We start from the raw sequence: 24,688 nt of genomic DNA, 5'->3' as shown, positions 1-24,688 counted from the left end.
GGACCAACCCCCTGCTGAAGTGGCTGCTGATCCCGATGGCGCTGCTGGTGGTCTTCTCCAGCATCAAGCTCTTCTCGGGCGATCGTGGCACCAGGCCCGCGCTGCCCGGTGCCGGCCAGCTGACTCCCGCGGAGATGAAGGCCCTCGGCATCGAGGGCGACACGCCGCGCGACACCGTCGCCACGCTGGTCGCCCAGGTCAAGCAGCTGCGCAATGAGCTGCAGACCGCGCTCAACGACAACAAGAACCAGAAGAGCGAGAACGAGCGCATGCGCTCCCGCGAGAGCGCGATCGACCAGCGCATCCAGTCGGCCCTGGACGGTGAGCGCGCCCGTCTGCAGCAGGATCGCGAGCAGGTCGTCAGCGACCGCCAGCAGACTCACGGCCTGCTGCAGGATCTGCAGAAGCGCCTCGACGGCCTTTCCGGTAAGGGCGCTGATCTGCCCGTCGGACTGGGCCTGGAGGAGGGCGACGGCAAGAACTTCGGCGGCAAGGGCAGCGGAGGCCTGCGCTGGATGGAGCCGGACGATGCCAAGCCGGCCAAGAACGGTACGGCCAGCGGTGGCCCGAACTTCCCCTCCAGTTTCGGCCCTGCACAGAAAACCCTTTCCACCACGGCCGATGACTCGACAGAGGTGGCTACCGACGCCGGCAGCCGTGCATCGAGTACAGCGGGCAGCTCCGCCGAGCCCGTCTACACGGTGCCATCCAACTCGACGCTGATCGGCTCGGTCGCGATGACCGCGCTGATCGGGCGTGTGCCGATCGACGGCACGGTCAACGACCCGTACCCCTTCAAGGTACTGATCGGCCCCGACAATCTCACGGCCAACGGCATCGACATCCCCGAGGTGGCCGGCGCCGTGGTCAGCGGCACGGCCTCGGGCGATTGGACGCTGTCGTGCGTGCGCGGCCAGATCCGCAGCGTCACCTTTGTGTTCCAGGACGGAACCATCCGCACGGTGCCGGAGAACAACGCGCGCAACCAGGGCGGCAATGGTGGCTCGGCCAACGGCTCGGGCGCCAACTCGACCAGCACCAACCAGGGCGGCCTGGGCTGGATCAGCGATCCCTATGGCATCCCCTGTGTCTCCGGCGAGCGCCGCAGCAACGCCCAGCAGTACCTCGGCTCGCAGGCGTTGATCACGGCGGCGGGGGCGGGGGTGGCCTCGCTCATCAAGTCCGACAACGGCAGCGTGGCCATGGTTGCCAACAGCAACGGTTCGATCGGCACGGTTGGTATCTCGGGAAACGAAGCCATGGGCCGCATCCTGGCCGGTGGCGTGCGCGACATGGCCGACTGGGTCAACAAGCTCTACGGGCAGGCGTTCGCCGCTATCTACGTGCAGCCCGGTGCCAAGGTCGCCGTGCATCTGGAGCAGCCCCTCAACATCGACTACGACGCCAAGGGGCGCCGGGTCAATCACCATCTTGGAGCCAGCCATGCGCCGGATCTCGACTGATATCACCGCCACCCTGTGCGCGCTCGCGCTGCTGAGCGGCTGTTCCACCAGCAAGGACCAGTTGCTGTCGCATGGCGATCACACCATGCTCGACGTCTGGAGCAAGGAGACCGGCGGCAGCGTCAGTGCCGGTTCGGGAGGGCAGGCGGCCCGGCAACTGATGGATGCCCGCCAGGAGCTGCGCCGGCCGTTGACTGCGGCCGACGTGCAGACCGCACCCCCAACCCAGGCCGCCTACACCCGCACCGCAGCCAACGAAATCCATCGCCAGTTCCACCGTCTGCCCAATCCGGACCTGGTGATGTACGTCTTCCCGCACCTGGCCGGCACCGATCCCGTGCCAGTGCCTGGCTACACCACGGTGTTCCCGCTGTACCGGCGCTTGCAGTACGCCATGCCAGGCGAGCGCCTGGAGGACTACTGATGGCATGGTCTGTTCCCTTCCTGCGGAGGCGCCGGACCGAAGCGGACACCGACGCAGGTGTCGACACACCGCCCGACGATGCCTGGACCCGGCATGTCGCCGGGCTGGCCGCGCAGGGCATCGCCGAGCCCGGCAGCGTGCTCGGCCGCAGCCGCAAGCCGGCTACCGAGGCGGATGCCCAAGCACTCTACGGCGTGGTGCCGTCCTTTGCCGATCTGCTGCCCTGGGTGGAATACCTGCCTGGCTCGAAAAGCGTGCTGCTGGAGGACGGCCAATCGGTCGCGGCCTTCTTCGAGTTGCTGCCGATCGGCACCGAGGGACGTGAGATGACTTGGCTGTGGCGGGCGCGCGATGCGCTCGAGAACGCCCTGCAGGATTCCTTCGACGAACTCGACGAGAACCCCTGGGTGGTCCAGCTCTACGCCCAGGACGAGCCGACCTGGGACAACTACCTGCGCAGCCTGGCCGAATACGTGCGGCCGCGCGCCCAGGGCAGCGCCTTCACCGAGTTCTATCTGCGCTTCTTCGCCCACCACCTGCGCGCGATCGCCAAACCCGGTGGCCTGTTCGAGGACAGCACGGTGACGCGCCTGCCGTGGCGCGGGCAGGTACGGCGCGTGCGCATGGTGGTCTACCGTCGTGCTCTCTCCACTGCGGCTTCGCGGCGCGGGCAGTCGCCCGAGCAGGCCCTGAACACGATCTGCGATCGGCTCGCGGGCGGGCTCGCCAATGCGGGCGTCAAAGCCCGTCGCATGGTGGCGGCCGACATCCACGACTGGCTGCTGCGCTGGTTCAACCCCCATCCCGCTTGCCTCGGTCCGAGCGTCGAAGACCGAGGGCGCTTTTACGCGCTGACCCGCTATCCCGACGAGACGGAGGAGGGCGAGATCGAGCTGGCCAGCGGCGACTTCGCCCAGCGCCTGTTCTTCGGGCTGCCGCGCTCCGACGTGGACAACGGCACTTGGGTGTTCGACGGTCTGCCGCACCGGGTCATCGTGATGGACCGTCTGCGCATGCCTCCGGCGACGGGGCACATCACCGGCGAGACGCGCAAGGGCGGTGATGCGGTCAACGCGCTGTTCGACCAGATGCCCGAGGACACGGTGATGTGCCTGACGCTGGTGGCCACACCCCAGGATGTGCTGGAGGCGCACCTGAATCACCTGAGCAAGAAGTCGGTGGGCGAGACACTGGCCTCGGAGCAAACGCGCCGCGACGTGCAGGAAGCACGTGGCCTGATCGGCAGCGCGCACAAGCTCTACCGTGGTGCGCTGGCTTTCTACCTGCGCGGGCGTGACTTGGCGCAACTCGACGCCCGCGGCCTGCAACTGGTCAACGTCATGCTCAACGCCGGCCTGCAGCCGGTGCGGGAGGAAGACGAGGTGGCGCCGCTGAACAGCTATCTGCGCTGGCTCCCTTGCGTGTTTGACCCGGCTCTGGACAAGCGTCAGTGGTACACCCAGCTCATGTTCGCGCAGCATGTGGCGAACCTGGCCCCGGTGTGGGGCCGCAGCCAGGGCACCGGGCATCCGGGCATCACCTTCTTCAACCGTGGCGGCGGGCTGATCACCTTCGATCTGCTCAACCGGCTGGACCGGCAGATGAATGCTCACCTGTTCCTGTTCGGCCCCACCGGTTCGGGCAAGAGCGCGACCCTGAACAACATCCTGAACCAGGTGACGGCGATCTACCGGCCACGCCTGTTCATCGTCGAGGCGGGCAACTCGTTCGGCCTGTTCGGCGACTTCGCCACGCGCCTGGACCTCGCGGTGCACCGGGTCAAGCTCGCACCGGGCGCCGGAGTGAGCCTGGCGCCGTTCGCCGATGCCTGGCGGCTGGTGGATACCCCCAGTCAGGTCCAAACACTCGACGCGGACGACCTGGATGAAGATAGGGATGAGGCGGTGCAGGCCGCCGATGTGGACGAGCAGCGCGACGTGCTGGGCGAACTGGAAATCACCGCGCGGCTGATGATCACCGGTGGCGAGGACAAGGAGGAGGCGCGCATGACGCGCGCCGACCGCAGCCTGATCCGCCAGTGCATCCTCGATGCGGCCCAGCGCTGTGTGGCTGCCAGGCGTACCGTGCTCACACGCGACGTGCGCGATGCGCTGCGCGAGCGCGCCCGAGACGCAACGCTGCCCGAGGTGCGCCGCGCCCGGCTGCTCGAGATGGCCGATGCGATGGACATGTTCTGCCAGGGCGTGGACGGCGAGATGTTCGACCGGCCGGGCACGCCCTGGCCCGAGGCTGACATCACCGTCGTCGATCTGGCGACCTTCGCCCGCGAAGGCTACAACGCCCAGCTCTCGATCGCCTACATCAGCCTGATCAACACGGTGAACAACATCGCCGAGCGCGACCAGTTCCTCGGCCGGCCGATCATCAACGTGACGGACGAAGGCCACATCATCACCAAGAACCCGCTGCTCGCGCCCTATGTGGTCAAGATCACGAAGATGTGGCGCAAGCTGGGTGCCTGGTACTGGCTGGCGACGCAGAACATCGACGATCTGCCGAGGGCTGCGGAGCCCATGCTCAACATGATCGAGTGGTGGATCTGCCTGTCGATGCCGCCCGACGAGGTGGAGAAGATCGCGCGCTTTCGCGAACTGAACCCGGCGCAGAAGGCGCTGATGCTGTCGGCGCGCAAGGAGGCGGGAAAGTTCAGCGAAGGCGTGATCCTGTCGAAATCGATGGAGGTGCTGTTCCGCGCGGTGCCGCCCAGCCTGTACCTGGCGTTGGCCCAGACCGAACCGGAGGAAAAGGCGGAGCGCTTCCAGTTGATGCAGCAGTACGGCATCGGCGAGCTGGATGCGGCCTTCAAGGTGGCGGAGATGATCGACCGCGCTCGTGGCATCGAGCCGCTGTCGCTGGTTCTGCCGTCATGAGAATCGGATTTTCTCAATGATCAGACGTCCACATCTTCCCTTTGAGATCGAGGCCCACCACAGGCGCCCTCGCAAATGGCGTCTGCGTCGCTCGTTGATCTGGTCGCTGGCGGCGTTGCTGTTGTTCGGCTTCGCCGTCTGGCTGGTGCTGCGCACGCAGGCGGGGCAGTCCCTCAGGCCGGTGGCGAGTACGGCGAAGGAACAGCCTGCAGGGCGTCCCTGGATCTACGGACGGCCCGATGCCCGGGTCACGGTGATCGAGTACGCCGATCTGGAGTGCCCGTTCTGCCGGGATTATTTCCCCGTGCTCAAGCGCTGGATCGACGAACACCCCGAGGTGAACTGGCAGTGGCACCATCTGCCGCTTGCGATGCACGAGCCGGCTGCTTCGGCGGGGGCGCGTCTGGTCGAATGCGTGGGGGAGGGCGGTGGGCAAGCCGCGTTCTGGCAGGCCGTGGAATGGGTGTACGCCCACACACGCGGCGATGGGCAGGGACTGCCCGAGGGACTGGCCTACCCCGGCCTCACGCCCGCCGTCCAGCAGTGCCTTGCTTCGGACCGGGCCGATGCGCCGATCCGTGCCCAGGCGGCGGAGGCCGCCAAGAATGGCATCTTGGCCACGCCGACCCTGCGGCTGCGCGAACGCGAGACGGGCAAGACGTTGATGCTGCCAGGTCCTGTGGAAGGCGATGCCTTGCTTTCTGCCGTGGATCTGCTGGTGTCGAGTGGCCAGGAGGCCGCTCGGCCATCGCCATCTTCCCCATCCCTCGACATGCCCTCGACAAGCACCGGCAACACGTCCAGGTAGCCCTCGACCTTCAAAGCAACCAACCGCGTAGTGGAACTGATCGGCGCCCGCTTGCCGATGCTGATGTGCTGTAGTCCTGCGGTGCGATCGCCGGAACCTAAAAACAGCAATGGCCCCGAGCGGGGCCATCCACGAATGCGCAGCAGGGCGCCGCGGCTACTTCTTCGCGCGCTTACTGGCCGCCTTCTTTGCCGGCTTGGCCGCGGCCTTCTCGGCCTTGCGCTTGGCGGCCTTGGGATCGACGGCCGCCTTGAAGGCTGCACCCGGCACGAACTTCGGCACCTTTTGCGCTGCGATCTTGATCTTCTCGCCTGCCTGCGGGTTGAAGCCGGTGCGTGCGGCGCGAGCCACTTGCTTGAAGGTGCCGAAGCCGACCAGCGACACGCTGTCACCCTTCTTCACGGCGCCGACGATGGTGCTGGTCACCGTCTCCAGGATGCGGCCGGCCTCGGCCTTGGACACGCCATGCGCGGCCACGATCTTTTCAATGAACTCGATGCGATTCAACTTGGGACTCCTTGATTGCCATTGCTTGTTCCGGTCGAGCGCCTGAAAGACTTCGCGGCTCAACCGGGCCTCAAGTGTAGGGGCGTGTGTTGCCATCGCTGCCCGAAGAATGAAGCAGGGCAAGCGCCGTTTCGTATTTTCGGTAGCCCCTCATGGCCGCATGCGCTGAACTCTCAGACTCATGAACTCCGGGGTGGCATGCCATGCGCCGTCTTCCTTCGATCATTTGCACCAGGCGGCTGTGGCGAATGGCTGCCGTCGCCATGGCGGTTCTCGCCGCGAGTGCGTCACACGCTGAAACCTGGGTAATCACAGATCAAGCTCACCCTATCTCCGGCAAGACGGATCGGCACGTCTTGCTGGACGACCCGGCCCGTTTGAATGCCGAGCTGGCCTCTGGCGTGCCGGCCAATCCGATGCAGGCAGCGGTCCTCGTCCAGCAGCGCCTGAACCAGGGCAGCGCCGACCTGCAGCGGCGGATCGGAGCCGCGTACCAGGGCGTGGCCGATGCCTGGGGCCTGGGCATCACCAAGATTCCCGCCGTGGTGGTGGATCGTCGGTACGTGGTGTACGGCGAGCCGGACGTGGCCCGCGCCGTTTCCCGGATCAACGCCTATCGGGGCGCCCGCCCATGATCCGTCTTGTGACCGCGCCCGGCCCGCGCCTGCGGGCAGCAGCGGCATCCGTGTTGCTGAGTGGCGCCGTGTCGGCGTCCGCCTTGGACACCGCCACCATCGTGGCTTCAGTGGCATCGCCCGACTGCCTGGAATACCGCGTCGTCGGGATCTGCTACTGGCTCTACTGCACCTGGATGAGCTGCTCGGTGCGAACCTCGGTGAAGGTGCGCCACTACGTGCCAGACGCGGTGGTCTCCAGTTACGCCAACACTGGTGAGAACCCGTGGACTGAGGTGCGCGCCATGAGCACGCCGAACGCCAAGGCAAAGGCCGGTGGCGACGGCACCACCAACCACGACAACGAGAACAACTTGGCGAAGTTCAAGAACGCAGATGTGATTGGCCATCCGGGCGGCTACGTCTTCAGCCAATTCGCCAGTCGCACGGGGTATGTCTGCGAAGGCGCGGGCACGGCCTTCATGCCGTACCTGCTGAGTACGCTCGACCTGCCGGCCTGGCGCTACAACGTGCCCGAGATGGTCTACCCGGAGGCACTGACCCCCGGCCTGCGCGAGATCGGTAGCCGCACGACGTCAAATCTGTGGGGCAACGTCTATCCGCGTGGCGGCTTCTTGCATCAGACCGACGACTACAAGAGCGGTGCCGTGGTCGCGCAGCGGTCGGGCGATGTGGTGACGCGGCGCTATCAGCCCCACGTCTACCAGCCGCTGCTCGCCGATGCGCGCGATGGCTACTGGCCGGCCGGTGCGCTCAACGAGGGCGATGCCTCCACCGGCAAGTGGCAGGAGCTCACGCCGACCCTCTCGAACGCCTGTGCGGTCTTTCCTCATGGCAATACGCGCGTGCAGGCCAAGCAGGGCGATTACGCCTGGGCACTGTGGCGGCCCTATGCCTGCTGCGAGCGCGCGGGGCAGATCTTCCTCGGCAGCGTTGACTTCCTATGAGGTGCCCTCGATGAAAGCATCCATTTCCCTTCTGACGAGCCGTGCCAGGCAGCATGTCCTGGGCCTGGCTCTTCTATGCACCATGGCGGCCGTGGCCGGCGCCGCCTGGGCCCAGACCCGTCTCGACCGCAATGGCGCGAGCATGAGTGGCAGCATCATCAGCGACGACGTGCTTTACAGCATCGGCGGCGGACGTGCCGTCTCGATGGGCGGGGCCGGCAACATGCAGAGCATCGGCGTTGGGGCCGGTTGGAACAGCAACCTGATCTGCGGGAACATGAGCCTCACGACCACGCTGAAGAACCAGCTCAACGGCATCACCAATGGCTTTCAGCAGATCATGGGCAACGTGATCCAGAGCGCCACGAGTGCCGTGGCCTCGTTGCCGGCGCTGATCATCCAGCGGGCCGATCCGGGCCTGTACAACCTGCTGACCAACGGCGTGCTGCAAGCTCGGCTGGACTTTGATCGGTCCAAGATGACTTGCCGGGCCATCGCCAACCGCGTGGCGGACATGGCCGGAGGCCAGGCCGGCTGGGACCAACTGGCCGAGGGGATGACGCTGCGGGATTCGGTCAGCGCGAATGGCGATGCCGTCTCGGCTATCGAGCAGGCTGAGTCGAGCAAGGGCAACAACGGCGTGCCCTGGGTCGGCGGCAGCAGCGCGGGTGGCTCGGGGCAAGGGGCCATCAAGGTGGTGGGCGACGTCGCCCGCGCCGGCTATAACCTGCTTAACGGGCGCGGCGTCACCGACACCGCATCGATCCCACGCACGTCCTGCGGCAACCGGCTGACCTGCCAGACTTGGGCCTCGCCCGATGCGGTCGCAACCTTTGCCGTGCGCGTGCTGGGCGAACGCGAACAGCGCACCTGCGAAAGCTGCACCAAGACCCAGACCACGCCGGGCGTCGGCCTCACGCCGGTGATCCAGGAGGAATACGAAACCAAGCTGCAGGCGCTGCAGGAACTGGTGACGGGGGCGAAGCCGACGACCACGGTGAATCTCGAGGCGGCCGGCAGCAACTCGCTGCCCATCACACGCGGCGTGATCGAGGCCCTGCGCGACGAGCCCGACCAGGATCTGCTGGGCAAGCGCCTGGCCTCCGAGGCGGCATTGTCGAGCGTGCTGGAGAAGGCCCTACTGTTGCAGCGCACGCTGCTGACCGGCAAGAAGGAGCCGAACGTCGCGGCCAACGAATTGGCCGTGAAGGCGGTCGACCAGGAGAACAGCACGCTGGAGCAGGAGATCAACAACCTCAAGACCGAGCTGGAACTGCGGCGCACGCTGGCCAGCAACTCCCCGATGGCGATCGTGCAGCGCCATGGCACCCGCGCCGGCGGATCGCGCGGCATCTTCGAGGGGGATGCCACGCGCGACCGGCTCAAGGAAGTGCAGAAGCCCAGGAGCACCCCGTGAGCTGGCTGGCAAGGCTGCGGTCGTCGCGGCTGCTGGATCGCCGGGCGGGCATGGCACTGTTGTGGGCGGCACTCCTGGCCGTCATGGCGGCAACCGTGAACATCGCCGGCACCCAGATCGTCGGCAGCATCGTCGGCTGGGAGCGCTGGTTGCACGCGCACGCGTCGCACTTCCTCGCTTGGCGGCTGCTGCTCTATGTAGGTACGGCCTATGGCTGGTGGTGGATGCGCCGGCGCCTGCGGCAGCGCGAGCCGTCGACAAAAGCGCATCAACGCCTGCTGCGCATCGAGGTCGCGGCCGTGGCCACCGTCGTGCTGCTCGAAGGCAGCCAACTGCTGCGCCATGGCTGAGGAAGGGGAGCACCATGACCCTCTACACGACCGACTACCTGGAGTACTACCTGACCCTGGTGGGCTGGGTGGTCCACAACGGCATCTGGAACATCCTGGTGGCCAGCGGCGTGTTCGCGCTGCCGTTCGTTGCCATCGTGATCCACGAGTGGCTGCGCGCACGGGCCGAAGGCGCGGACGAGGGCAACAAGGGCCTGCTGTCCTCGATGCGTATCGAAAACCGCGTCTGGGTAGCCATCGTAGTCATCCTGTTCGCCGGCATCCCGTTCATTCCGCTGGACCTGAGCACGCTCAGGTTCGACACCACGCGCTCCGCACAGTGCCAGGTGAATGTTTCTCAGCAGAGCGACACGGGCTGGAACAACGCCTACACCACGCTCAACAACCAGAGTGCGCTGGTACCCGTATGGTGGTTCTTCATGCACGCCATCTCCAAGGCTGTCACGGGCGCCGCGGTGGCGGCCATTCCATGTGGTGCAGATCTGCGGCAGATGCGCATCGATGTGGACGCCACGCGCATTGACGACCCGGTGCTTGCCCAAGAGGTTGGCGACTTCGTGCACGACTGCTATGGCCCCTCGCGTGCCAAGCTGTTCATGAGCCGGCCGACGCTCTCCGATGCGCAGATGAACGACGTCACCTGGATCGGTTCGAGTTACTTCCAGGGTACGGCGGGTTTCTACGACACCTACCATTCGAGCACGCCGCGCACGGCCTGGCCCTACGACGCGACCCGTGATGCGGGTCTGGCGCAGGTGGACGGCGGCGGCGGGTATCCGACCTGCCGGCAATGGTGGTCGGACGGTGGCAGCGGGCTGCGCGCCCGGCTGCTGGCCAAGGTCGATCCCGATCTGCTGACGCGCATGGGCCGCTGGGCGGGATTTCTGTCGCAGAACGAGGTCAACGATTCGGTGATCCGCGCCGTGGCCTCGCCGCGGCAGCAGAAGATGAACCAGGGAGCGGTCTACACCGACTACGGCGGGCAGATCGAGAAGACGCTGCCCAACATCGTGACGCGCGGGGCAGGGGACGTGGGGATGACCGCCGGGGCTCCAGGCTTTTTCCCGGCCATGGACGTGGTGCGCCAGGCGCTGCCGATGGTGTTGTCGCTGCTCAAGATGGCGCTGGTCATCTGCATTCCACTGGTGCTGCTGTTCGGCACCTACGAGCTTAAGGCCGTGATCGCGGTGAGCTGCGTGGAGTTCGCGCTGTTCTTCGTGGACTTCTGGTTCCAGCTCGCACGCTGGCTGGACAGCACGATCCTCGATGCGCTCTACGGCTCGGGCTTTGGGGCGAGCCGGCCGCACGCCAACTTCGATCCGCTGATCGGGCTGAACAATGCCTTCGGGGACATGCTGTTGAACTTTGTCATGGCGACGATGTTCATTGTGTTGCCGAGCCTTTGGGTGACTGCATTGGGGTGGGTTGGTGTCCGTGCTGGAGGCATGCTCCAGGGGCTGGCCACCGGCACCAGGGACGCGGGTCAGGCGAGTAGCAAGGGGTCGAATCTGGTGATTGGTGCGACCAAGAAGTAGGTCTTGTGTTCGCGTCAGTCGTCTTCAAATCGCGGATCTGGGTCGTCGCTATAAGACGCGGGGTGATAGAAGATGCCTTCGCGGTGATCTCGCTCTTCAGCCCTGCGACCAAGAAAATCGGATTCGATTTCGGTATCGTCTCGTGCTGTCATCCGCGCTGCAGCCATCACGAACACCAGCAACAGTGTTAGCCAGAACGCGGTGTAGAGCAGCACGCCGAGCACTGCGAGCTTGACGGCCAGCAGCAGGATCTTTGTGACACCGGGCGTCAATCCTCGCGTGAGAAGCCAATCCGTGGCCTTCCGATCCAGACGTGCGCCGCCACGCCACATCCCGCCCAGCCAGCGGCAGAGGCGCTCTGCAGTGCTGAGACGGGTTGTCGTGCTCATGGTCGTCACCTGCTACATGCGCGTTGACTTTTCCGGGATGCTCCGATCGCTTTTATTCTGAGCCTCGATTCGTCCAGCCTCTGTTTCAGAACGCTTCATCATCCAGCTCAATCGGACCAGGGTCAGGCTCCACGCCGATGCGGTAGTCCGCCACGAAACGCGGCCACTCCACATGGTCCACCAGGTCGATGTCCGCGAACACCTTGACCTTCTTCTTGGCGCGCTCGAACAGCGCGACGCTCGCAGCGGGGTAGTTGTTACGCGATGGATAGAGCACGCCATCGAACAGCGGCTCATCGTCTTCGCGCATCGCATGCACCTGGGCGGATACCTGCTGCGTGTGCGTGTAGTCACGGCTGGCCAACTGCTCCAGATTCAGGCCGAAGAAGCCGGCCATCACGCCTTCGGCCGTGAGGTCGGCCAGGCACAGGTCGTCCAGCACGCCGACTGCGCGCACCAGCCTGCTCTGGATTTCTTTTAGCGCGATCGAGCGCTTGGTATCCGCGAGCCACTGGTGCTTGTGGAACACCGACTCCATCAAGGCCGTGGGCAGGTCGCGGCCCAGGTAGAGCACGCTGTAGTCCCGCTTCGGCGCGTCGTAGCGGTTGGTGCCGTTGCGGCCGTAGTACAGCGGCGCATCCCGGTAGGCGACGCGGCTCACATGCTGGAGCAGTTCACCCGCATCGATCCGGAACGACGGCAACGCCATACCCACGCCCATCCTGCCTCAGTGAACGCCCAGGACGTTGAACACCGATCGGGCCACGTCGTCGATCGACCCGGCCGTCACGGCCTCCACCGGCGAGCGTCCGCCCAGGCCTTCAAGCGGCTCGGACAGCGCGCGGTACAGCGTCCAGTGGTCGATACCCTCGACCTCCTGCAGCACGGCCTGCGTCAACTGCTGCTTGACCGGATCGAGTTGCCAGTCGGGCAGCTTCTGACCGCGCGGCCCCACGTTCAGCGCCAGCAGCCGGCGGGCGTCGATGTCCTTGTAGATCTGCTGGCGCGACTTGTTTGCTAGCCGGGCGAATTCGGCCAGCGGCAGGTTCTGGGGCTGCTCGAAGGATTCCAGCAGCGTCGCGCGGCCCCGCTGGATATCGGTGGCTCCCGGCTCCCAGCGGCTACCGGCGCGCAGCGCGGCCGCCTTGTGGGCCAGGGACTGCTCCACCGTCGGCACTTCCAGGGCGGCGGGAAGCTCGATGGCTTCCACGCGCTCATGCACGAATGCCTGCAATTCGGCCACAAAGGCCCGGACATCCCGGATGTCGGCTGCGGCGGAGAAGCGCCGAATGTCATGCACCGTAACGCGCGGTAGGTGGTCGGCGATGAATTCAAGGGTCTTGGTCATGGACACCTCCAGCAGGCAGGATTGAGACAGAAGATACATTAGTCCCCTTTGTCTCGCTTGTCAATTATGTAAACCTGCTGGCGTTGTTGCCTCCATGCAAGATCGCCATATCCCGGGATGGGGCCATGGCATCCGTACAGCGTAGGCCAAGTTCCGGGGCCTGGCTGCCGGTCAATCCGATCCGGCCAGCTCCCCATTGACGCTGGAGCCACCCACCGGGTTGCCCTATACCCAAAAGCTTGAAGGCCAAAAGGGCTGGGGAAGGGGCAAGGGAAGGGGGCCAAGGGGAAAGGCCCTACCTGAAAAGGCAAAAGGCTCTCCCGCCCGCCCGTCACTGGGATTCACCATGCTCTCGCTGTTCCAACGCAAACGGGTGCCACCTGCAGTCGCCGCACCGTCGGTATCCACGCCCTCCACCGAACTACCCAAAGGGTTGATGCGGCCGGAGCCGGCCGCATCGCTGCTGGCGACGCCGCGCCGGCAGAGACTGCTGGAACACATCTGGCAGCGCACCTCGCTGTCGCGCCAGCAGTTCGCCACCCTGTACCTCGCGCCGCTGGAGCGCTACGCCGAACTGGTCCAACAGTTCCCCGCATCGGAATTCCACCACCACGCCTATCCGGGCGGCATGCTGGACCATGGCTTGGAGATCGTCGCCTATGCGCTCAAGCTGCGGCAGTCGCACCTGCTGCCCGCCGGCGCCACGCCGGAGGCGCAGGCCGCCCAAGCCGAAGCCTGGACCGCGGGCACCGCCTACGCGGCGCTGCTGCACGACGTCGGCAAGATCGCCGTCGATCTGCATGTCGAGTACGCCGACGGCACCACCTGGCACCCCTGGCATGGCCCGCTGCGACGGCCGTACCGCTTCCGCTACCGCAAGGAGCGCGAGTACCGGCTGCACAGCGCCGCGACCGGGTTGCTCTACGCTCGGCTGCTCGATCCGGGGATCTTTGACTGGCTCTCCGGCTATCCCGACCTCTGGGCCGCGCTGCTGTATGTGCTGGCCGGCCAGTACGAACACGCCGGTATGCTGGGCGAGCTGGTGATCCACGCCGACCAGGCATCGGTGGCCCAGGAACTTGGCGGCGATCCGGGCAAAGCCCTCGCCGCACCCAAGCATGCTCTGCAGCGCAAGCTGCTCGACGGCTTGCGCCATCTGCTGAAGGAAGAGCTCAAGCTGAACCAACCCCAGGCCTCGGATGGCTGGCTGACCCAGGATGCGCTCTGGCTCGTGAGCAAGACCGTCTCGGACAAGTTGCGCGCGCATCTGCTGCAGCAAGGCATCGACGGAATCCCGGCTAGCAACACCGCGGTGTTCAACGTGCTGCAGGACCACGGCATCGCCTTGCCCACGCCGGACGGCAAGGCGATCTGGAAGGCAACGGTCGCGAGCGATGCTGGCTGGTCGCACAGCTTCACGTTCCTGAAGCTGTCGCCCGCACTCATCTGGGAGGCGGCCGATCGGCCCGCACCGTTCGCCGGCCAAGTGCAGGTCGAACAAGAGCAAGAGGACTCTGTGCAGCACGCTACGGCTGCGCCTGGTGGGGCTCGGCCTGCGCCGAGCGCCGCGCCACCGATCGCGGCCGCGGCTACGGACAACGGCGTCGGCGCGCTGCTCGATCTGCTCGATATGGCACCCGCAGCTTCGGTGCCGCGCCCGCTCCCGCCCGAGCTCGTCGCCGATGCGGAGGCCGACGCCGAAGACGATCCCCTTACCGGCATGGCTGCTCCGACGCCACCGGCACCGCCAGTCGCAACGCCTGAGCCCGAGCCCGAGCCCGAGCCCTCCGGTGAGGATTTCATGATCTGGCTGACCCAGGGCGTGCGAACACGCAAGCTCATCATCAACGACGCCAAGGCGCTGGTGCATACCGTCGCTGGCACCGGCTACCTGGTCAGTCCCGGAGTCTTCCAGCGCTACTCGCAAGAGCATCCCCAGGTCGCGACCATCGCCCGGCAGGAGAAACTGGAGGCGTGGCAGTGGGTGCAGAAGCGCTTCGAGAAGCTGGGCGCGCACCGTAAGCAGGCCAGCGGCCTAAACATCTGGACCTGCGACGTCACCGGGCCGCGCAAATCGCGGCGGCTGCACGGCTACCTGCTGGTGCGGCCCGAGGCGCTATTCGGGGAAGTGCCGCCCGATAACCCCTACCTGCGTCTCGCTAACGAGGCCCCAAAGCGCGAAAATCCCACAGTTCAAAACGATAACGACGAGCAGGGATAGGTAGGCGGCCACGCCCGGGCCGGCTTCAGTCCTCTGACTTGGAGGGAGCCGGTTCGGCCAGCTTGGCTTCGGTCAGGGCCATCAGGTGGGCAGAACTGCATTTCAGCGCACGGGCAATCTTGAGGATCAAGGGGAGCGTGGGTGTGTGCTCGCCGCGCTCAACGCTCAATCTTGCCTACGTGTGAGCGCTCAATGCCGGCCAGGTGAGCCAGCGTTTCCTGGGCGATGCCCTGGCTGGTTCTCTCATCGCGAACGGCGGCCCCAAACGCGATGGCTGGTTCTGCTTCGTAGGTGGTCGTGCCGGTCGGTCGGCCTCTCCGAATCGGGCGCTTCTGCATCAGCAAAAGCGTCGAGCATTGCCCGTAGAACCACGTTAAACGTAACTCAACGACGCGATTGCACGTTTGATGCTTTCGCCGCCATGAGACCTGCCCTGGGAGGAAGCTGGACGTGACATCGAACGACGCCTCCACCGCCATCCGGGTGGCCGTGCTCGGCGAGTGGGTGCCTCCGCAGCTTGCCGACGTGCTGGCGCTTCAGCGCGCCGAGGAGCCCGAGACTGCGGCCACCTTGGTCGGATGCGAGGCAACTGCACCAGCACGTGAAGCGCCGGAAGCCGACTTCAATTTCGCGCTGTCCCCTGCGGATTTGAACTGGCCAGGCTGGGTGTGCGAGCCGCTATGGCATGACACGCTTGCGGTCGCCGTCGCCACGCGCTCGCACCTACTGATCTACCGTGAAGTGCCATGTCACGAAGTGCGCAAACAGCCGACCATCTACGCGCAGTCCACTGCCGAAGACCGTGGCTTCCCGTGGTGCATCGACTCTTCGAGGATGTGCCGCATGCCCACGAGCAGACCGTGGCCACCTTCGACATGGCGATAACACTTGTGGCTGCGGGCTACGGCATCACGATCGCGCCCGCCGCACGCTTGGCGGGCTACCAGTGCCGAGGCATCGCGGTGCGGCCGCTGGCCGGTGCGCCACCCATCGTGATGGCCTACTTGCTGCACCCCTGTACGGCGCTGACCGAACCGCAGGAACGATTCGCGCGCCGCGCCCGCTCTATATCCTGACACAGGTGGAACCGCCGCGTGCCACTACGCCACGTACTGCGGCGACCACTCGCTTTCCTTGACTGTCGTGCTCACAGCCATGATCAGCTTGTCGAGGTTGGTCGCGGTGACGCTTTTCAGAGCTGAGCGACCCCGCAGCGTTGCGCGCGGCTGCAGGAGTGCGTGGTAGATCTGCCAGGGGTCGGCGCCCCGGCTCAGCTTGAGCACCGCCTGAATCAGCGCGTGCTTGACCGGATTGAGATGCCAGTCGGGGACGCGCTGGCCGCGATTACCCAAGTTCAGAGCCAATAGGTTGCCAGCCTTGATTTCGTAGCTGATCCACCGGCGCGACTTGCCCGCCATCTTGGCGTACTCTGCGACCGGCAGGTTGTGCGGAGCCTCGAAGACGTCGACCAGTGCCATCCGCTCGCGCTGGATGTCGGACAGCGGTTCCTCCATGACGGAACGCGGCAACGGCACTGCAGGCAACCGATGCGTCTCGGCCGAAACCAATGGCATCGCGTCTCCCGGTTTCGTCACGATCAGGATTGGCGCTGGCACGGCCGCAGGCTTGTGGGACTCATTGGCGGCGGCTTCGTCCGCAGAGACGACGGGCAGGCCTTCCAGATGGATCGTGAGCGGCATGCTTGCAGCTTCGACCAGGTTTTGCTCGAACAGGTCGAGCCGATCAGCCCAGTCCTGCATCATGCGCCGCCGCTGCTCCACGTATTCGGCATGGTTGTAGGTCGCGCTGACCTTGTTGGGATCGACGTGCGAGAGTTGCGCGTCCACCCACACCTTCGGGTAGCCGATCTCGTTGAGTGCCGTGGACATAGTGCCGCGGATGCCGTGCCCGGTCAGCATGTCGCGATAGCCCAGGCGCTTGAGCGCGCTGTTGAGCGTGTTCTCGCTCATGCGCTTCTTCATCTCGCTGTCGTGCCGGAACAGGTAGTGCTGCGCCGGCTTGAACTGCTCCAGCATGTGACGAACGATCTCGATAGCCTGCACCGACAACGGCACGATGTAGGGCGGCACGTCCTTGGGCAGTTGGCGCTTCTTGCGCATGTCCACCTGAAGCTGCTTCACGACGTCGGCTGGGATGATCCAGAGGCCTCGATCGAGGTCGAACTGGTCGGGTGTTGTCAGGCGCAGCTCACCCGTGCGCACGCCGGTCAGCAGCAACAGCCGCAGGCCGAGCTGGGTCTGCAGGCGACCCCGGTACTTGCGCAGCCGCTGCAGCAGCTTCGGCAGGTCGGCCATGCGCAGGAACGGGTTGTGGTTCACCGGAGGCAGCGGCAGCGCCACCACGTCGAGGTCGAATGCCGGGTTTTGCTCCAGGCCCGGCACGATCACAAGCGCGTAGCGGAACAACTGGTTGAACCAGGTGCGGACTTTCTCGGCGACGGACAGCGCCTTGCGCTTCTCGATCTTAGCGATGACCTCCAGCAGGTCAGGCCGCTTGATGTCGTAGATCGAGCGTTTGCCCAGCGCCGGCAGCACGTCTTTGGCAAACACGCGCGGCAGGATCGAGAGCGTGGTCTGCCGGCCCTTCTTCAGGCTGAGTTCGCGGTGGGCCAGCCACTTCTTGTAGATGGCCTCGAAGGTGTGCTCGCCGGCGAGCTTGACTGCGGCGCGCTTTTGCTTGCGGTGCTGGTGCGGATTGATGTCCTTTGCCACCACCGCGCGCGCTTCGTCGCGCAGGGTACGCGCGTCGCGCAGCGACACCTCCGGGTAGTTGCCCAGCGACATCCGCTTCTGCTTTCCAAGCCAGTAGTAGCGGAAATGCCAGCTCTTGTTGCCCGCAGGGCTGACAGCCAGGGAGAGGCCGTCGATGTCGGGGAGGGTGTATGCCTTTCCGGTGGCCTTGGCTTGCTTGACCACCAAGTCTGAGAGTGCCATGCGCTTGCTCCTGAACAAGTCAGGTAGCAGATGCTGTTCATCTCAGCCACGCCCCTCCATCAACAATCCGGCAGCCGCACAATCCTCAAAAAGGACTTAAAAATGGACTTAAAAGTCCTGGCTGTCGGCGGATCGCTGCGGACGACACTGGAACATCGGAGGCGGAAAAATCGTTGCGGGGCAACGATTTACAACGCTCCTTGGATTTCCCTGGAAGTCCTCAGAATGATGCAGTGGAGCGGGTGAAGGGAATCGAACCCTCGTATGAAGCTTGGGAAGCTGCCGTTCTGCCATTGAACTACACCCGCAGCAGGCGCGGATTCTACTGCGCCGCTAGAGGAACATGCCGGCCAGCAGCAGGCGATCGGCCCCCAGCCGCTCCAGGATCACTTCGTGGTCGTCGTCGGAAAAGACGAAGCAGCCTTCGCTGCGACCCAGCTTGCCACGCGTCTGCAGCACCGTGGGGCTGACGTACCAGGCGCTGTGAACCACGATGGCGCGCACCTCGGCATTGCTGTTGCTGTCGTCCAGCCCGTCCAGCCGGATCGAGCGGCCATGCTTGCCGACATAGCGCTCCCCGGTGCGGTAGGCGCCGTCGGAACTGGCCAACGAATTGATCTCGTTCGAAAAGCGCTGCACGCGTCCGCTGTGCCGCGGATCGGAGCCGCGTCCGTGGGCCACCAGGAAGCTCTGCATGACGCGGCCGGATTGCACGTCGATCAGGTGAAAGCGCGGCACGTGGGAAGGCAGCGCGTAGTCCGCGATGCCGACCACGTCGTGGTGGGGGATGGACGCGCCGAGGCGCTCGAGTTCGGCACGGGCCCGCAGCATCAGTGCTTCGCCGCCCGGATAGGCAGCATCCTCCTCTTGGGCGGAGCGCGCCAGGCGAGGCGTCGCGATCCACGCCGCGCCGGCGAGGGCGGTGGTGGCCATGAAGCGCCGCCGATTGGGTAGCAGGAAACGGGGGGCGTTGCTCACCCCCAAAGAGAGCGTGCCGCAGCGCGAAGAGTTCCGCGCGAATCGGACGGGCTTTGTCGCGAACGCGCCAGCTCAGTCGGCGCGCTGCACCGCGCCGCGTAGGGGTTGAAAGTGCTGGCGGATGCGTTGGGCCACGACGCTCGGATGGCGGCGCAGGGCGAGGGTGGCGTACTGGCCGATGAACAGGCCGTCCAGCTTGAGCTCCACGCTGGCGAAGTACTGGTCGAGCGAGGCGCCGGCGTCGAACAGGCAGCGTTCCAGCGTATCGAAGGTGACGCTGTCGCCGCTCGCCTGCGCGCCGGCGGCGCTGATGCGGTAGGTGTAGGCGTTCGACGCGACGCGTTGGACGTGGACCAGGGGCTTCATTTCGCGCACTCATATTCGGCCGGCGGGCCGCTTGTTCGGAAGTAGTAAGAAGAAGTACTGATGCGGCAATCCTCTCCGCAAGGGCGGAGGGCGTAAATAGTCCATTTGGACCGGTCGCGCCGCGGGCGCTTTGGGCAGAATCGATCGGTCCATGCTGCTGCCACCCCGAATTCTTCTTGTCGACGACCATTCGCTGTTCCGCTGCGGGCTGCGCATGGTCCTGAGTGCCGCCATCCCGGACCTGGAGGTGAGCGAAGTCGCCTCGCTGGAAGAAGCCATGCGCATACCGGCCATCGAGCCCGCGCTGGTGCTGCTCGACATTCAGTTGCATGGCCTCAACGGCCTGGAGGGCATCGCCCTCATCAAGCGGCGTTGGCCGCAGGCGGCGGTGATCATCCTGTCGTCCGAGCTTGCGCCGCAGAAGATCACGATGGCCATCGAGCGCGGCGCCGCCGCATTTGTCTCCAAGGCCGACCCGGCGGACAAGATCCTGGCGGTGATCGCGCAGGTTCGGCGCGGCTTGCCGGTGAATGCGGACCATCAGCCGGCGCAGCACAGCGCGCTGTTGACGCCGCGCCAGAGCGAGGTGCTCGACCTGATGTGCCAGGGGCTGTCCAACAAGGTGATCGGGCGCCGGCTCAACCTTTCCGAGAACACGGTGCGCGGCCATGTGCAGGCGGTGCTGGCGGCATTGCAGGTATCCAGCCGCTCCGAGGCCGGCTTCGCGGCGCGCCAGCGCGGCATCGTGGCCTGATGACGGCCGACCGGCAGCGTCTTCCCGAAGACCGCATGCTGGTCGAGCAGCTGCGGCTGCAGCTGGGCAATATCGGCAGCTCGGTGATCCCGACGCTGGTGGTGGCGCCGATCCTGGTCTGGGTGCTGGCCAACGAGCAGAACGCGCTGGCGCTGTGTGCCTGGTGCGCGCTCATCGTCATCTTCAAGCTCTTCCTGGCCTGGGATGCACGGCGCCTGCTGGCCTCGATCATCACGCCGGAAGCCGTGCGCGGCCTGCTCAAGCGCAAGATGGTGCTCAACCTGATCGATGGCGCGGCCTGGGGTGCCCTGGGCTGGGCGGCGCTCGGCACCACCACCGTGGCGGGCAGCGTGCTGGTAGTGGCGGTGCTGGCGGGTGTGGCGGGCAGTTCCATGTCTTCGCTGGCGCCGATCTATCCGGTGTTCGTGGTGTTCGGCGCCGCCGAGGCACTGGTGCTGTCCACCAAGCTGTGGACCATGGGCGATCCGGCCTACAGGACGCTCGCGGTGGCAGTGCTGCTTTATGTGGCCGCCCTGATCGGCCAGGCGCGCAACGGCACCCGCGCGGCGCGCCGCGCCATTGCGCTGCGCTTCGAGAACCTCGATCTGATCGAACGCCTGCGCGTCGAGACCGACCATGCGCAGGAGGCGCACCGTGCGGCCGAAGAAGCCAACCTGGCCAAGTCCAAGTTCTTGGCCGCCGCCAGCCATGACCTGCGCCAGCCCATTCACGCCCAGGGCCTGTTCCTGGAAGTGCTGGCGCGCACCCGGCTCACGGTCGAGCAGGAGGCCGCGCTGGCCAATGCACGCGCCACCTGGCAAGCCTCGGCCGAGATGCTCGACACCCTGCTCGACTTCTCGCGGCTGGAAGCCGGCGTGGTGCAGCCGCAATGGCAGGTGTTTGCGCTGCAGCCGCTGCTCAACCGCATCGAGAACGAACTGGCCCCGCTGGCCGATGCCAAGGGCATCGTCTACCGCTCGCGCGAGACGCATGCGGTGGTGCATGGCGATCCGGCGCTGGTGGGGCTGATCCTGCGCAACCTGGTGTCCAACGCCATTCGCTACACCGAGCGTGGCGGCGTGCTGGTGGCCTGCCGCAAGCGCGGCGACAGCACGGTGCTGGAGGTGTGGGATACCGGGGTGGGCATCGAGGCGGCGCAGCACCAGGCCATCTTTCGCGAGTTCCACCAGCTGGGCAATGCCGAGCGCGACCGGCGCAAGGGCCTTGGCCTGGGCCTGGCCATCGCGCAGGGCCTGGCGCGCGCGCTGGGACAAGAGCTGCGCCTGGCCTCGACCCCGGGGCGCGGCAGTGTCTTCAGGTTCGGCCTGGCCACTGCGCGCGTCGGCGTGGTGGCGGCGCGGGAAGGCGGCAGCAGCCAGTCCGCGTTGAACGCCTTTTCCGATGTGCGCGTGCTGGTGATCGACGATGACGAAACCGTGCGTGCCGGCATGCGCCAGCTGCTGCAGGCCTGGGGCTGCGAATGCGACGTGGCCGACTCGATCGAGGAGGCCCGCGCCCTGGCTCGCGTGAACCGGCCCGACCTGGCCATCATCGACTACCGGTTGCGCGAGCAGCGCACCGGCGCCGGCGCCGTGGCCGATCTGCGCGGCGAGTTCGGTGCGCAGCTGCCGGTGCTGCTGATTACCGGCGACACGGCACCGCAGCGCCTGCGCGAAGCCCTGGCCACCGGCGTGCCATTGCTGCACAAGCCGGTGCTGCCGCGCGAACTGCACCGCGCCATGGGCTATGTCCTGGCCGGACGCGCGCTCGATTCTTCCTTTGCCGGACTGGCGGCTTAGCGGGCCAAAACCCGAATTCCTCGTGCATGGCAGGGGCTTGGCAACTGCCGAACATGTTGATTGAGGGCGTCGCCGTTTCTCTTTGCGTACAGCAGGCGACGTGTTTCGCAACCATCTTTACGGGAGCCAATCATCATGAATGCCCTGACCCATCTGGAACGAATGGACAACCTGTTCCCCGAGATGATGCGCCGCTGGTCGCGGCCGCTGCAGATGCTTGGCGAGGTCGAGATGCCGTCCGACATTCGCGTCGATATCAGCGAGAACGACAAGGAATACTTGGTTAGCGCGGAAATTCCTGGCGCGAAGAAGGAAGACATCCGCGTCTCGATCGACGGCAACTACGTTTCGATCTCCGCCGAGATCAAGAAGGAACTCGAAGAAAAGCATGGGCGCACGCTGACGAAGGAAACCTGCCACGGCAGCGTCTCGCGCGGCTTCACGCTCGGCAGCGACGTCGATGAAAAGACCGCTGCCGCCAAGCTGGAAGATGGCGTGCTGCGCCTCACGCTGCCCAAGCGCCAGGGAAGCTCCAGCCGCGTGCTGAAGATCGAATAGTTCGCGACATGACCATTCAATGGGAGTCGGCGCGCTCGCGCTGATCCCCTCGGGCGCGCACTTGGCTGCGCTCCCGAACAAGATCGGCCTCGGGGAGCCGATCGTGTTCGTCGCGCTCTGCCTGGTTGCTGTGTCGGTGCTGTCTTGGCGCCAGGCGTGACGAAGCGCGATCTGGCGGGAGCACGCTGTCGCCGCGCCTACGCCGATTTGAGCATCGCCCTACATCGCTGCGATGGCAAAGAAAAATAAGATGGCTTCCATGCGCGGGCCCAGGCAGGCTTGCGCGAGAGAAGCGAAATGGCATCGGAAGTATTCCGTGATCGCAGAGCGGCCGGGCAGGAGCTTGGTAAGCGGCTGTCTGCCTACCGCGGACGCGATTCGATCGTGCTCGCGCTACCGCGCGGCGGCGTGCCGGTGGCGTTCGAAGTGGCGCTTGCCCTGCATGCACCGCTCGATGTGATCGTCGTGCGAAAGCTCGGCGTTCCGGGCCACGAGGAGTACGCGATGGGCGCCATGGCCAGTGGCGGCCTGAGGGTGCTGAACGATGGCGTGGTGCATGAACTCGGCATCTCTACCGCCGCGATCGAGGATGTGGTGCACGCCGAACAGATTGAACTGGAGAGGCGCGAGCGCCTGTACCGAGGCAACCGGCCGCCGCCGGAGGTGCGCGGACGCACGGCAATCCTCATCGACGACGGACTGGCCACCGGCTCGACCATGCTGGTTGCGGCGAGGGCGCTGCGCACGCAACACCCCGCCCGCATCGTCGTTGCGGTGCCCATCGCCGCAGCCGACACCTGCGAGTCCCTTCGCACCGAGGCCGATGACGTGATTTGCGCCAGGACGCCCTGGCCCTTCCGCGCGGTTGGCCTGTGGTACCAGGACTTCTCGCAAACCAGCGACGACGAGGTTTGCACGCTGCTGAGGCTTGCGCAAAAGCGTCTGGCTGAGCTCTCGGCCTGATTGCGGCTGCAGGCGACTGTTTGGGGGAAGACGATGAAACCGAACGGCACTGCGAAACAGCTCGATGCGCTGCGCGGCGCTGCGCATTCCCTGCGCGGCGCCGGCACCGACCATGACGCGCTGCTCGACCTGATCGGCGATGCCCACTTCGTGCTGCTGGGTGAGGCCACCCACGGTACGCACGAGTTCTACCGCGAGCGCGCAGCCATCACCCGGCGCTTGATGGAAGAAAAAGGCTTCGACGCCGTGGCCATCGAAGGCGACTGGCCGGATGCCTACCGGGTGAATCGTTTCGTGCGCGGCACCGGCGACGACGCCACTGCGCGCGACGCGCTGGCCGGCTTCAAGCGCTTTCCGACCTGGATGTGGCGCAACACCGATGTCGTCGATTTCGTCGAGTGGCAGCGCGCTTTCAATGCCCCCAGGCCGGCGCAGGAAGGAACGGGGTTCTACGGGCTCGACCTCTACAGCCTGGCGAGTTCGATGGAGGCCGTGCTGCGCTACTTCGAAAAGACGGACGCCCAGACGGCGCGCCGCGCGCGCGAACGCTACGCCTGCTTCGACCAGTTCGGCGACGACAGCCAGGTCTATGGATTGATGGTCGGCCTCGGCTCCGCCGCCTCGTGCGAGCAGGCGGTGATCGACATGCTGGTCGAGATGCGCCGCCGCGCCGCGACGGCGGTGGGCGGCGGCAACGCCATCGACCAGGAGGAAACGTTCAACGCCGAGCAGAACGCCCGCCTGGTGAAGAACGCGGAGTCGTACTACCGCTCGATGTACCTGAGCGACGTGTCGTCATGGAATCTGCGCGACCAGCACATGGTCGAGACCCTGGCCGAGCTCGAGCGCCACCTGGGGCGGCGCGTCAGGCGTCCCAGGATCGTGGTGTGGGCGCATAACTCGCACCTCGGCGATGCGCGCGCCACGGAGATGGGCGGGCGCCGCGGCGAACTCAACGTTGGCCAGCTGGTGCGAGAACGCCATGGCGACGACGCGGTGCTGGTGGGCTTCACCACCCATGCCGGGACGGTCACCGCCGCATCGGACTGGGGCGCCCCGGCCGAGCGCAAGCAGGTCGTTCCGTCGCGCACCGACAGCTATGAAGGCCTTCTGCATGCGACCGGGATGGATCGATTCATGCTGCCGTTGCGTGGCGGCGGAAGCCACGCGCAGGCACTGCAGGAAACTCGGCTCGAACGTGCAATCGGCGTCATCTACCGCCCGGAGACGGAGCGGCAGAGCCACTACTTTTTCGCTCAGCTGCCGGCGCAGTTCGATGCGCTGATTCATTTCGACCAGTCACATGCGGTCGAACCGCTGGAGCGCGAGGCCGGATGGACGGACGCCGAGGCGCCCGAAACCTATCCCAGCGGGATGTGAT

At 65.9% G+C, this 24,688-nt stretch carries 23 protein-coding genes, 1 tRNA gene and 2 pseudogenes; 17 read left to right on the top strand and 9 right to left on the bottom strand.

Annotation, left to right across the window (positions count from 1 at the left end; genetic code table 11):
• Positions 1-35: 35 nt before the first annotated feature.
• The 4 genes from ACIPRI_RS04940 to ACIPRI_RS04925 are packed head-to-tail and all read left to right on the top strand — an operon-like array spanning position 36 to position 5,586.
• Complete coding sequence (locus ACIPRI_RS04940; protein ID WP_446620385.1) at positions 36-1,463, top strand: TIGR03752 family integrating conjugative element protein; 1,428 nt, start codon at positions 36-38, stop codon at positions 1,461-1,463.
• Entirely contained in the window at positions 1,444-1,887 is a 444-nt protein-coding gene (locus ACIPRI_RS04935; RefSeq protein WP_446620260.1) for a TIGR03751 family conjugal transfer lipoprotein, read from the top strand. Before ACIPRI_RS04940 ends, ACIPRI_RS04935 begins: the two co-directional genes overlap by 20 nt.
• Positions 1,887-4,778 (top strand): conjugative transfer ATPase, encoded by a 2,892-nt coding sequence (locus tag ACIPRI_RS04930; protein ID WP_446620259.1) that lies wholly within the window; start codon positions 1,887-1,889, stop codon positions 4,776-4,778. Before ACIPRI_RS04935 ends, ACIPRI_RS04930 begins: the two co-directional genes overlap by 1 nt.
• Positions 4,779-4,794: 16 nt before the next feature.
• Positions 4,795-5,586: a DsbA family protein gene (locus tag ACIPRI_RS04925; RefSeq protein ID WP_446620258.1), complete on the top strand. Its 792-nt coding sequence runs from the start codon at positions 4,795-4,797 to the stop codon at positions 5,584-5,586.
• A 156-nt stretch (positions 5,587-5,742) separates the two neighbouring features.
• Here the strand turns inward: ACIPRI_RS04925 and ACIPRI_RS04920 are convergent, their stop codons facing one another.
• Complete coding sequence (locus tag ACIPRI_RS04920) at positions 5,743-6,093, bottom strand: HU family DNA-binding protein (protein WP_446620257.1); 351 nt, start codon at positions 6,091-6,093, stop codon at positions 5,743-5,745.
• A 248-nt stretch (positions 6,094-6,341) separates the two neighbouring features.
• Between ACIPRI_RS04920 and ACIPRI_RS04915 the strand changes: the two genes are divergently transcribed.
• From ACIPRI_RS04915 to ACIPRI_RS04895, 5 genes are all read left to right on the top strand, one after another.
• Complete coding sequence (locus ACIPRI_RS04915; RefSeq protein ID WP_446620256.1) at positions 6,342-6,728, top strand: TIGR03757 family integrating conjugative element protein; 387 nt, start codon at positions 6,342-6,344, stop codon at positions 6,726-6,728.
• A complete protein-coding gene (locus tag ACIPRI_RS04910) occupies positions 6,725-7,675 on the top strand; it encodes a TIGR03756 family integrating conjugative element protein (RefSeq protein ID WP_446620255.1) in 951 nt (316 codons plus the stop codon). Before ACIPRI_RS04915 ends, ACIPRI_RS04910 begins: the two co-directional genes overlap by 4 nt.
• An 82-nt stretch (positions 7,676-7,757) precedes the next feature.
• Positions 7,758-9,092: an integrating conjugative element protein gene (locus ACIPRI_RS04905; RefSeq protein ID WP_446620384.1), complete on the top strand. Its 1,335-nt coding sequence runs from the start codon at positions 7,758-7,760 to the stop codon at positions 9,090-9,092.
• Positions 9,089-9,442, top strand: a complete 354-nt coding sequence (locus ACIPRI_RS04900) for a hypothetical protein (RefSeq protein ID WP_446620254.1) — start codon at positions 9,089-9,091, stop codon at positions 9,440-9,442. The genes ACIPRI_RS04905 and ACIPRI_RS04900 overlap by 4 nt, the downstream gene beginning before the upstream one ends.
• Before the next feature lie 14 nt (positions 9,443-9,456).
• A complete protein-coding gene (locus ACIPRI_RS04895; protein ID WP_446620253.1) occupies positions 9,457-10,977 on the top strand; it encodes a conjugal transfer protein TraG N-terminal domain-containing protein in 1,521 nt (506 codons plus the stop codon).
• 14 nt (positions 10,978-10,991) lie between these two features.
• Here the strand turns inward: ACIPRI_RS04895 and ACIPRI_RS04890 are convergent, their stop codons facing one another.
• From ACIPRI_RS04890 to ACIPRI_RS04880, 3 genes are all read right to left on the bottom strand, one after another.
• A complete protein-coding gene (locus tag ACIPRI_RS04890) occupies positions 10,992-11,366 on the bottom strand; it encodes a DUF3742 family protein (protein WP_446620252.1) in 375 nt (124 codons plus the stop codon).
• Positions 11,367-11,451: 85 nt separating this feature from the next.
• Positions 11,452-12,075: an RES family NAD+ phosphorylase gene (locus tag ACIPRI_RS04885; RefSeq protein ID WP_446620251.1), complete on the bottom strand. Its 624-nt coding sequence runs from the start codon at positions 12,073-12,075 to the stop codon at positions 11,452-11,454.
• An 18-nt stretch (positions 12,076-12,093) separates the two neighbouring features.
• Positions 12,094-12,714, bottom strand: coding sequence for an integrase (locus ACIPRI_RS04880; protein ID WP_446620250.1), 621 nt, complete (start codon positions 12,712-12,714; stop codon positions 12,094-12,096).
• A gap of 346 nt (positions 12,715-13,060) precedes the next feature.
• Here ACIPRI_RS04880 and mobH point away from each other — a divergent pair, with 346 nt between their 5' ends.
• Complete coding sequence (gene mobH, locus ACIPRI_RS04875; protein WP_446620249.1) at positions 13,061-14,935, top strand: MobH family relaxase; 1,875 nt, start codon at positions 13,061-13,063, stop codon at positions 14,933-14,935.
• A gap of 25 nt (positions 14,936-14,960) precedes the next feature.
• On the opposite strand, the pseudogene ACIPRI_RS04870 reads toward mobH, so the two are convergent.
• Positions 14,961-15,273, bottom strand: a pseudogene (locus ACIPRI_RS04870) (helix-turn-helix domain-containing protein).
• A gap of 112 nt (positions 15,274-15,385) precedes the next feature.
• On the opposite strand from ACIPRI_RS04870, the pseudogene ACIPRI_RS04865 reads away from it, so the two are divergent.
• Positions 15,386-16,011, top strand: a pseudogene (locus tag ACIPRI_RS04865) (LysR substrate-binding domain-containing protein).
• Positions 16,012-16,035: 24 nt separating this feature from the next.
• Here ACIPRI_RS04865 and ACIPRI_RS04860 read toward each other — a convergent pair.
• The 4 genes from ACIPRI_RS04860 to ACIPRI_RS04845 all read right to left on the bottom strand — a co-directional run bounded on the left by ACIPRI_RS04860 (position 16,036) and on the right by ACIPRI_RS04845 (position 19,233).
• Entirely contained in the window at positions 16,036-17,889 is a 1,854-nt protein-coding gene (locus tag ACIPRI_RS04860; RefSeq protein ID WP_446620248.1) for a tyrosine-type recombinase/integrase, read from the bottom strand.
• 234 nt (positions 17,890-18,123) lie between these two features.
• Positions 18,124-18,197, bottom strand: a tRNA-Gly gene (locus ACIPRI_RS04855).
• 25 nt (positions 18,198-18,222) lie between these two features.
• Positions 18,223-18,822, bottom strand: coding sequence for a murein L,D-transpeptidase catalytic domain family protein (locus ACIPRI_RS04850; protein WP_446620247.1), 600 nt, complete (start codon positions 18,820-18,822; stop codon positions 18,223-18,225).
• A 117-nt stretch (positions 18,823-18,939) separates the two neighbouring features.
• Positions 18,940-19,233, bottom strand: a complete 294-nt coding sequence (locus ACIPRI_RS04845; protein WP_446620246.1) for a hypothetical protein — start codon at positions 19,231-19,233, stop codon at positions 18,940-18,942.
• Between the two features lie 151 nt (positions 19,234-19,384).
• On the opposite strand from ACIPRI_RS04845, the gene ACIPRI_RS04840 reads away from it, so the two are divergent.
• The 6 genes from ACIPRI_RS04840 (at position 19,385) to ACIPRI_RS04815 (ending at position 24,687) form a co-directional block, all read left to right on the top strand.
• On the top strand, positions 19,385-19,987 hold the full coding sequence (locus tag ACIPRI_RS04840; RefSeq protein WP_446620245.1) for a response regulator: 603 nt from the start codon (positions 19,385-19,387) through the stop codon (positions 19,985-19,987).
• Entirely contained in the window at positions 19,987-21,786 is a 1,800-nt protein-coding gene (locus ACIPRI_RS04835; RefSeq protein ID WP_446620244.1) for an ATP-binding response regulator, read from the top strand. Before ACIPRI_RS04840 ends, ACIPRI_RS04835 begins: the two co-directional genes overlap by 1 nt.
• 135 nt (positions 21,787-21,921) lie before the next feature.
• On the top strand, positions 21,922-22,344 hold the full coding sequence (locus ACIPRI_RS04830; protein ID WP_446620243.1) for an Hsp20/alpha crystallin family protein: 423 nt from the start codon (positions 21,922-21,924) through the stop codon (positions 22,342-22,344).
• A 19-nt stretch (positions 22,345-22,363) separates the two neighbouring features.
• Entirely contained in the window at positions 22,364-22,504 is a 141-nt protein-coding gene (locus tag ACIPRI_RS04825) for a hypothetical protein (RefSeq protein ID WP_446620242.1), read from the top strand.
• Between the two features lie 137 nt (positions 22,505-22,641).
• Positions 22,642-23,307 carry a phosphoribosyltransferase gene (locus tag ACIPRI_RS04820; protein ID WP_446620241.1) on the top strand — a complete coding sequence of 222 codons (666 nt, stop codon included), beginning with the start codon at positions 22,642-22,644 and terminating at the stop codon, positions 23,305-23,307.
• 33 nt (positions 23,308-23,340) lie between these two features.
• Positions 23,341-24,687: an erythromycin esterase family protein gene (locus ACIPRI_RS04815; protein WP_446620240.1), complete on the top strand. Its 1,347-nt coding sequence runs from the start codon at positions 23,341-23,343 to the stop codon at positions 24,685-24,687.
• The last annotated feature ends 1 nt before the right edge of the window (position 24,688 follow it).

The organism is Variovorax sp. LARHSF232 (assembly GCF_052871435.1).
The sequence above is the reverse complement of the archived record's forward strand: the minus strand, read 5'-3'. Positions and strand labels throughout refer to the sequence as shown.

Coding starts and splice junctions, on each gene's coding strand:
- ACIPRI_RS04850 (WP_446620247.1), bottom strand. CDS start 18,822: ATGGCCACCACCGCCCTCGCCGGCGCGGCGTGGATCGCGACGCCTCGC.
- ACIPRI_RS04835 (WP_446620244.1), top strand. CDS start 19,987: ATGACGGCCGACCGGCAGCGTCTTCCCGAAGACCGCATGCTGGTCGAG.
- ACIPRI_RS04890 (WP_446620252.1), bottom strand. CDS start 11,366: ATGAGCACGACAACCCGTCTCAGCACTGCAGAGCGCCTCTGCCGCTGG.
- ACIPRI_RS04885 (WP_446620251.1), bottom strand. CDS start 12,075: ATGGCGTTGCCGTCGTTCCGGATCGATGCGGGTGAACTGCTCCAGCAT.
- ACIPRI_RS04930 (WP_446620259.1), top strand. CDS start 1,887: ATGGCATGGTCTGTTCCCTTCCTGCGGAGGCGCCGGACCGAAGCGGAC.
- mobH (WP_446620249.1), top strand. CDS start 13,061: ATGCTCTCGCTGTTCCAACGCAAACGGGTGCCACCTGCAGTCGCCGCA.
- ACIPRI_RS04845 (WP_446620246.1), bottom strand. CDS start 19,233: ATGAAGCCCCTGGTCCACGTCCAACGCGTCGCGTCGAACGCCTACACC.
- ACIPRI_RS04895 (WP_446620253.1), top strand. CDS start 9,457: ATGACCCTCTACACGACCGACTACCTGGAGTACTACCTGACCCTGGTG.
- ACIPRI_RS04935 (WP_446620260.1), top strand. CDS start 1,444: ATGCGCCGGATCTCGACTGATATCACCGCCACCCTGTGCGCGCTCGCG.
- ACIPRI_RS04815 (WP_446620240.1), top strand. CDS start 23,341: ATGAAACCGAACGGCACTGCGAAACAGCTCGATGCGCTGCGCGGCGCT.
- ACIPRI_RS04860 (WP_446620248.1), bottom strand. CDS start 17,889: ATGGCACTCTCAGACTTGGTGGTCAAGCAAGCCAAGGCCACCGGAAAG.
- ACIPRI_RS04940 (WP_446620385.1), top strand. CDS start 36: ATGGCGCTGCTGGTGGTCTTCTCCAGCATCAAGCTCTTCTCGGGCGAT.
- ACIPRI_RS04910 (WP_446620255.1), top strand. CDS start 6,725: ATGATCCGTCTTGTGACCGCGCCCGGCCCGCGCCTGCGGGCAGCAGCG.
- ACIPRI_RS04820 (WP_446620241.1), top strand. CDS start 22,642: ATGGCATCGGAAGTATTCCGTGATCGCAGAGCGGCCGGGCAGGAGCTT.
- ACIPRI_RS04830 (WP_446620243.1), top strand. CDS start 21,922: ATGAATGCCCTGACCCATCTGGAACGAATGGACAACCTGTTCCCCGAG.
- ACIPRI_RS04905 (WP_446620384.1), top strand. CDS start 7,758: ATGGCGGCCGTGGCCGGCGCCGCCTGGGCCCAGACCCGTCTCGACCGC.
- ACIPRI_RS04915 (WP_446620256.1), top strand. CDS start 6,342: ATGGCTGCCGTCGCCATGGCGGTTCTCGCCGCGAGTGCGTCACACGCT.
- ACIPRI_RS04880 (WP_446620250.1), bottom strand. CDS start 12,714: ATGACCAAGACCCTTGAATTCATCGCCGACCACCTACCGCGCGTTACG.
- ACIPRI_RS04840 (WP_446620245.1), top strand. CDS start 19,385: ATGCTGCTGCCACCCCGAATTCTTCTTGTCGACGACCATTCGCTGTTC.
- ACIPRI_RS04825 (WP_446620242.1), top strand. CDS start 22,364: ATGGGAGTCGGCGCGCTCGCGCTGATCCCCTCGGGCGCGCACTTGGCT.
- ACIPRI_RS04925 (WP_446620258.1), top strand. CDS start 4,795: ATGATCAGACGTCCACATCTTCCCTTTGAGATCGAGGCCCACCACAGG.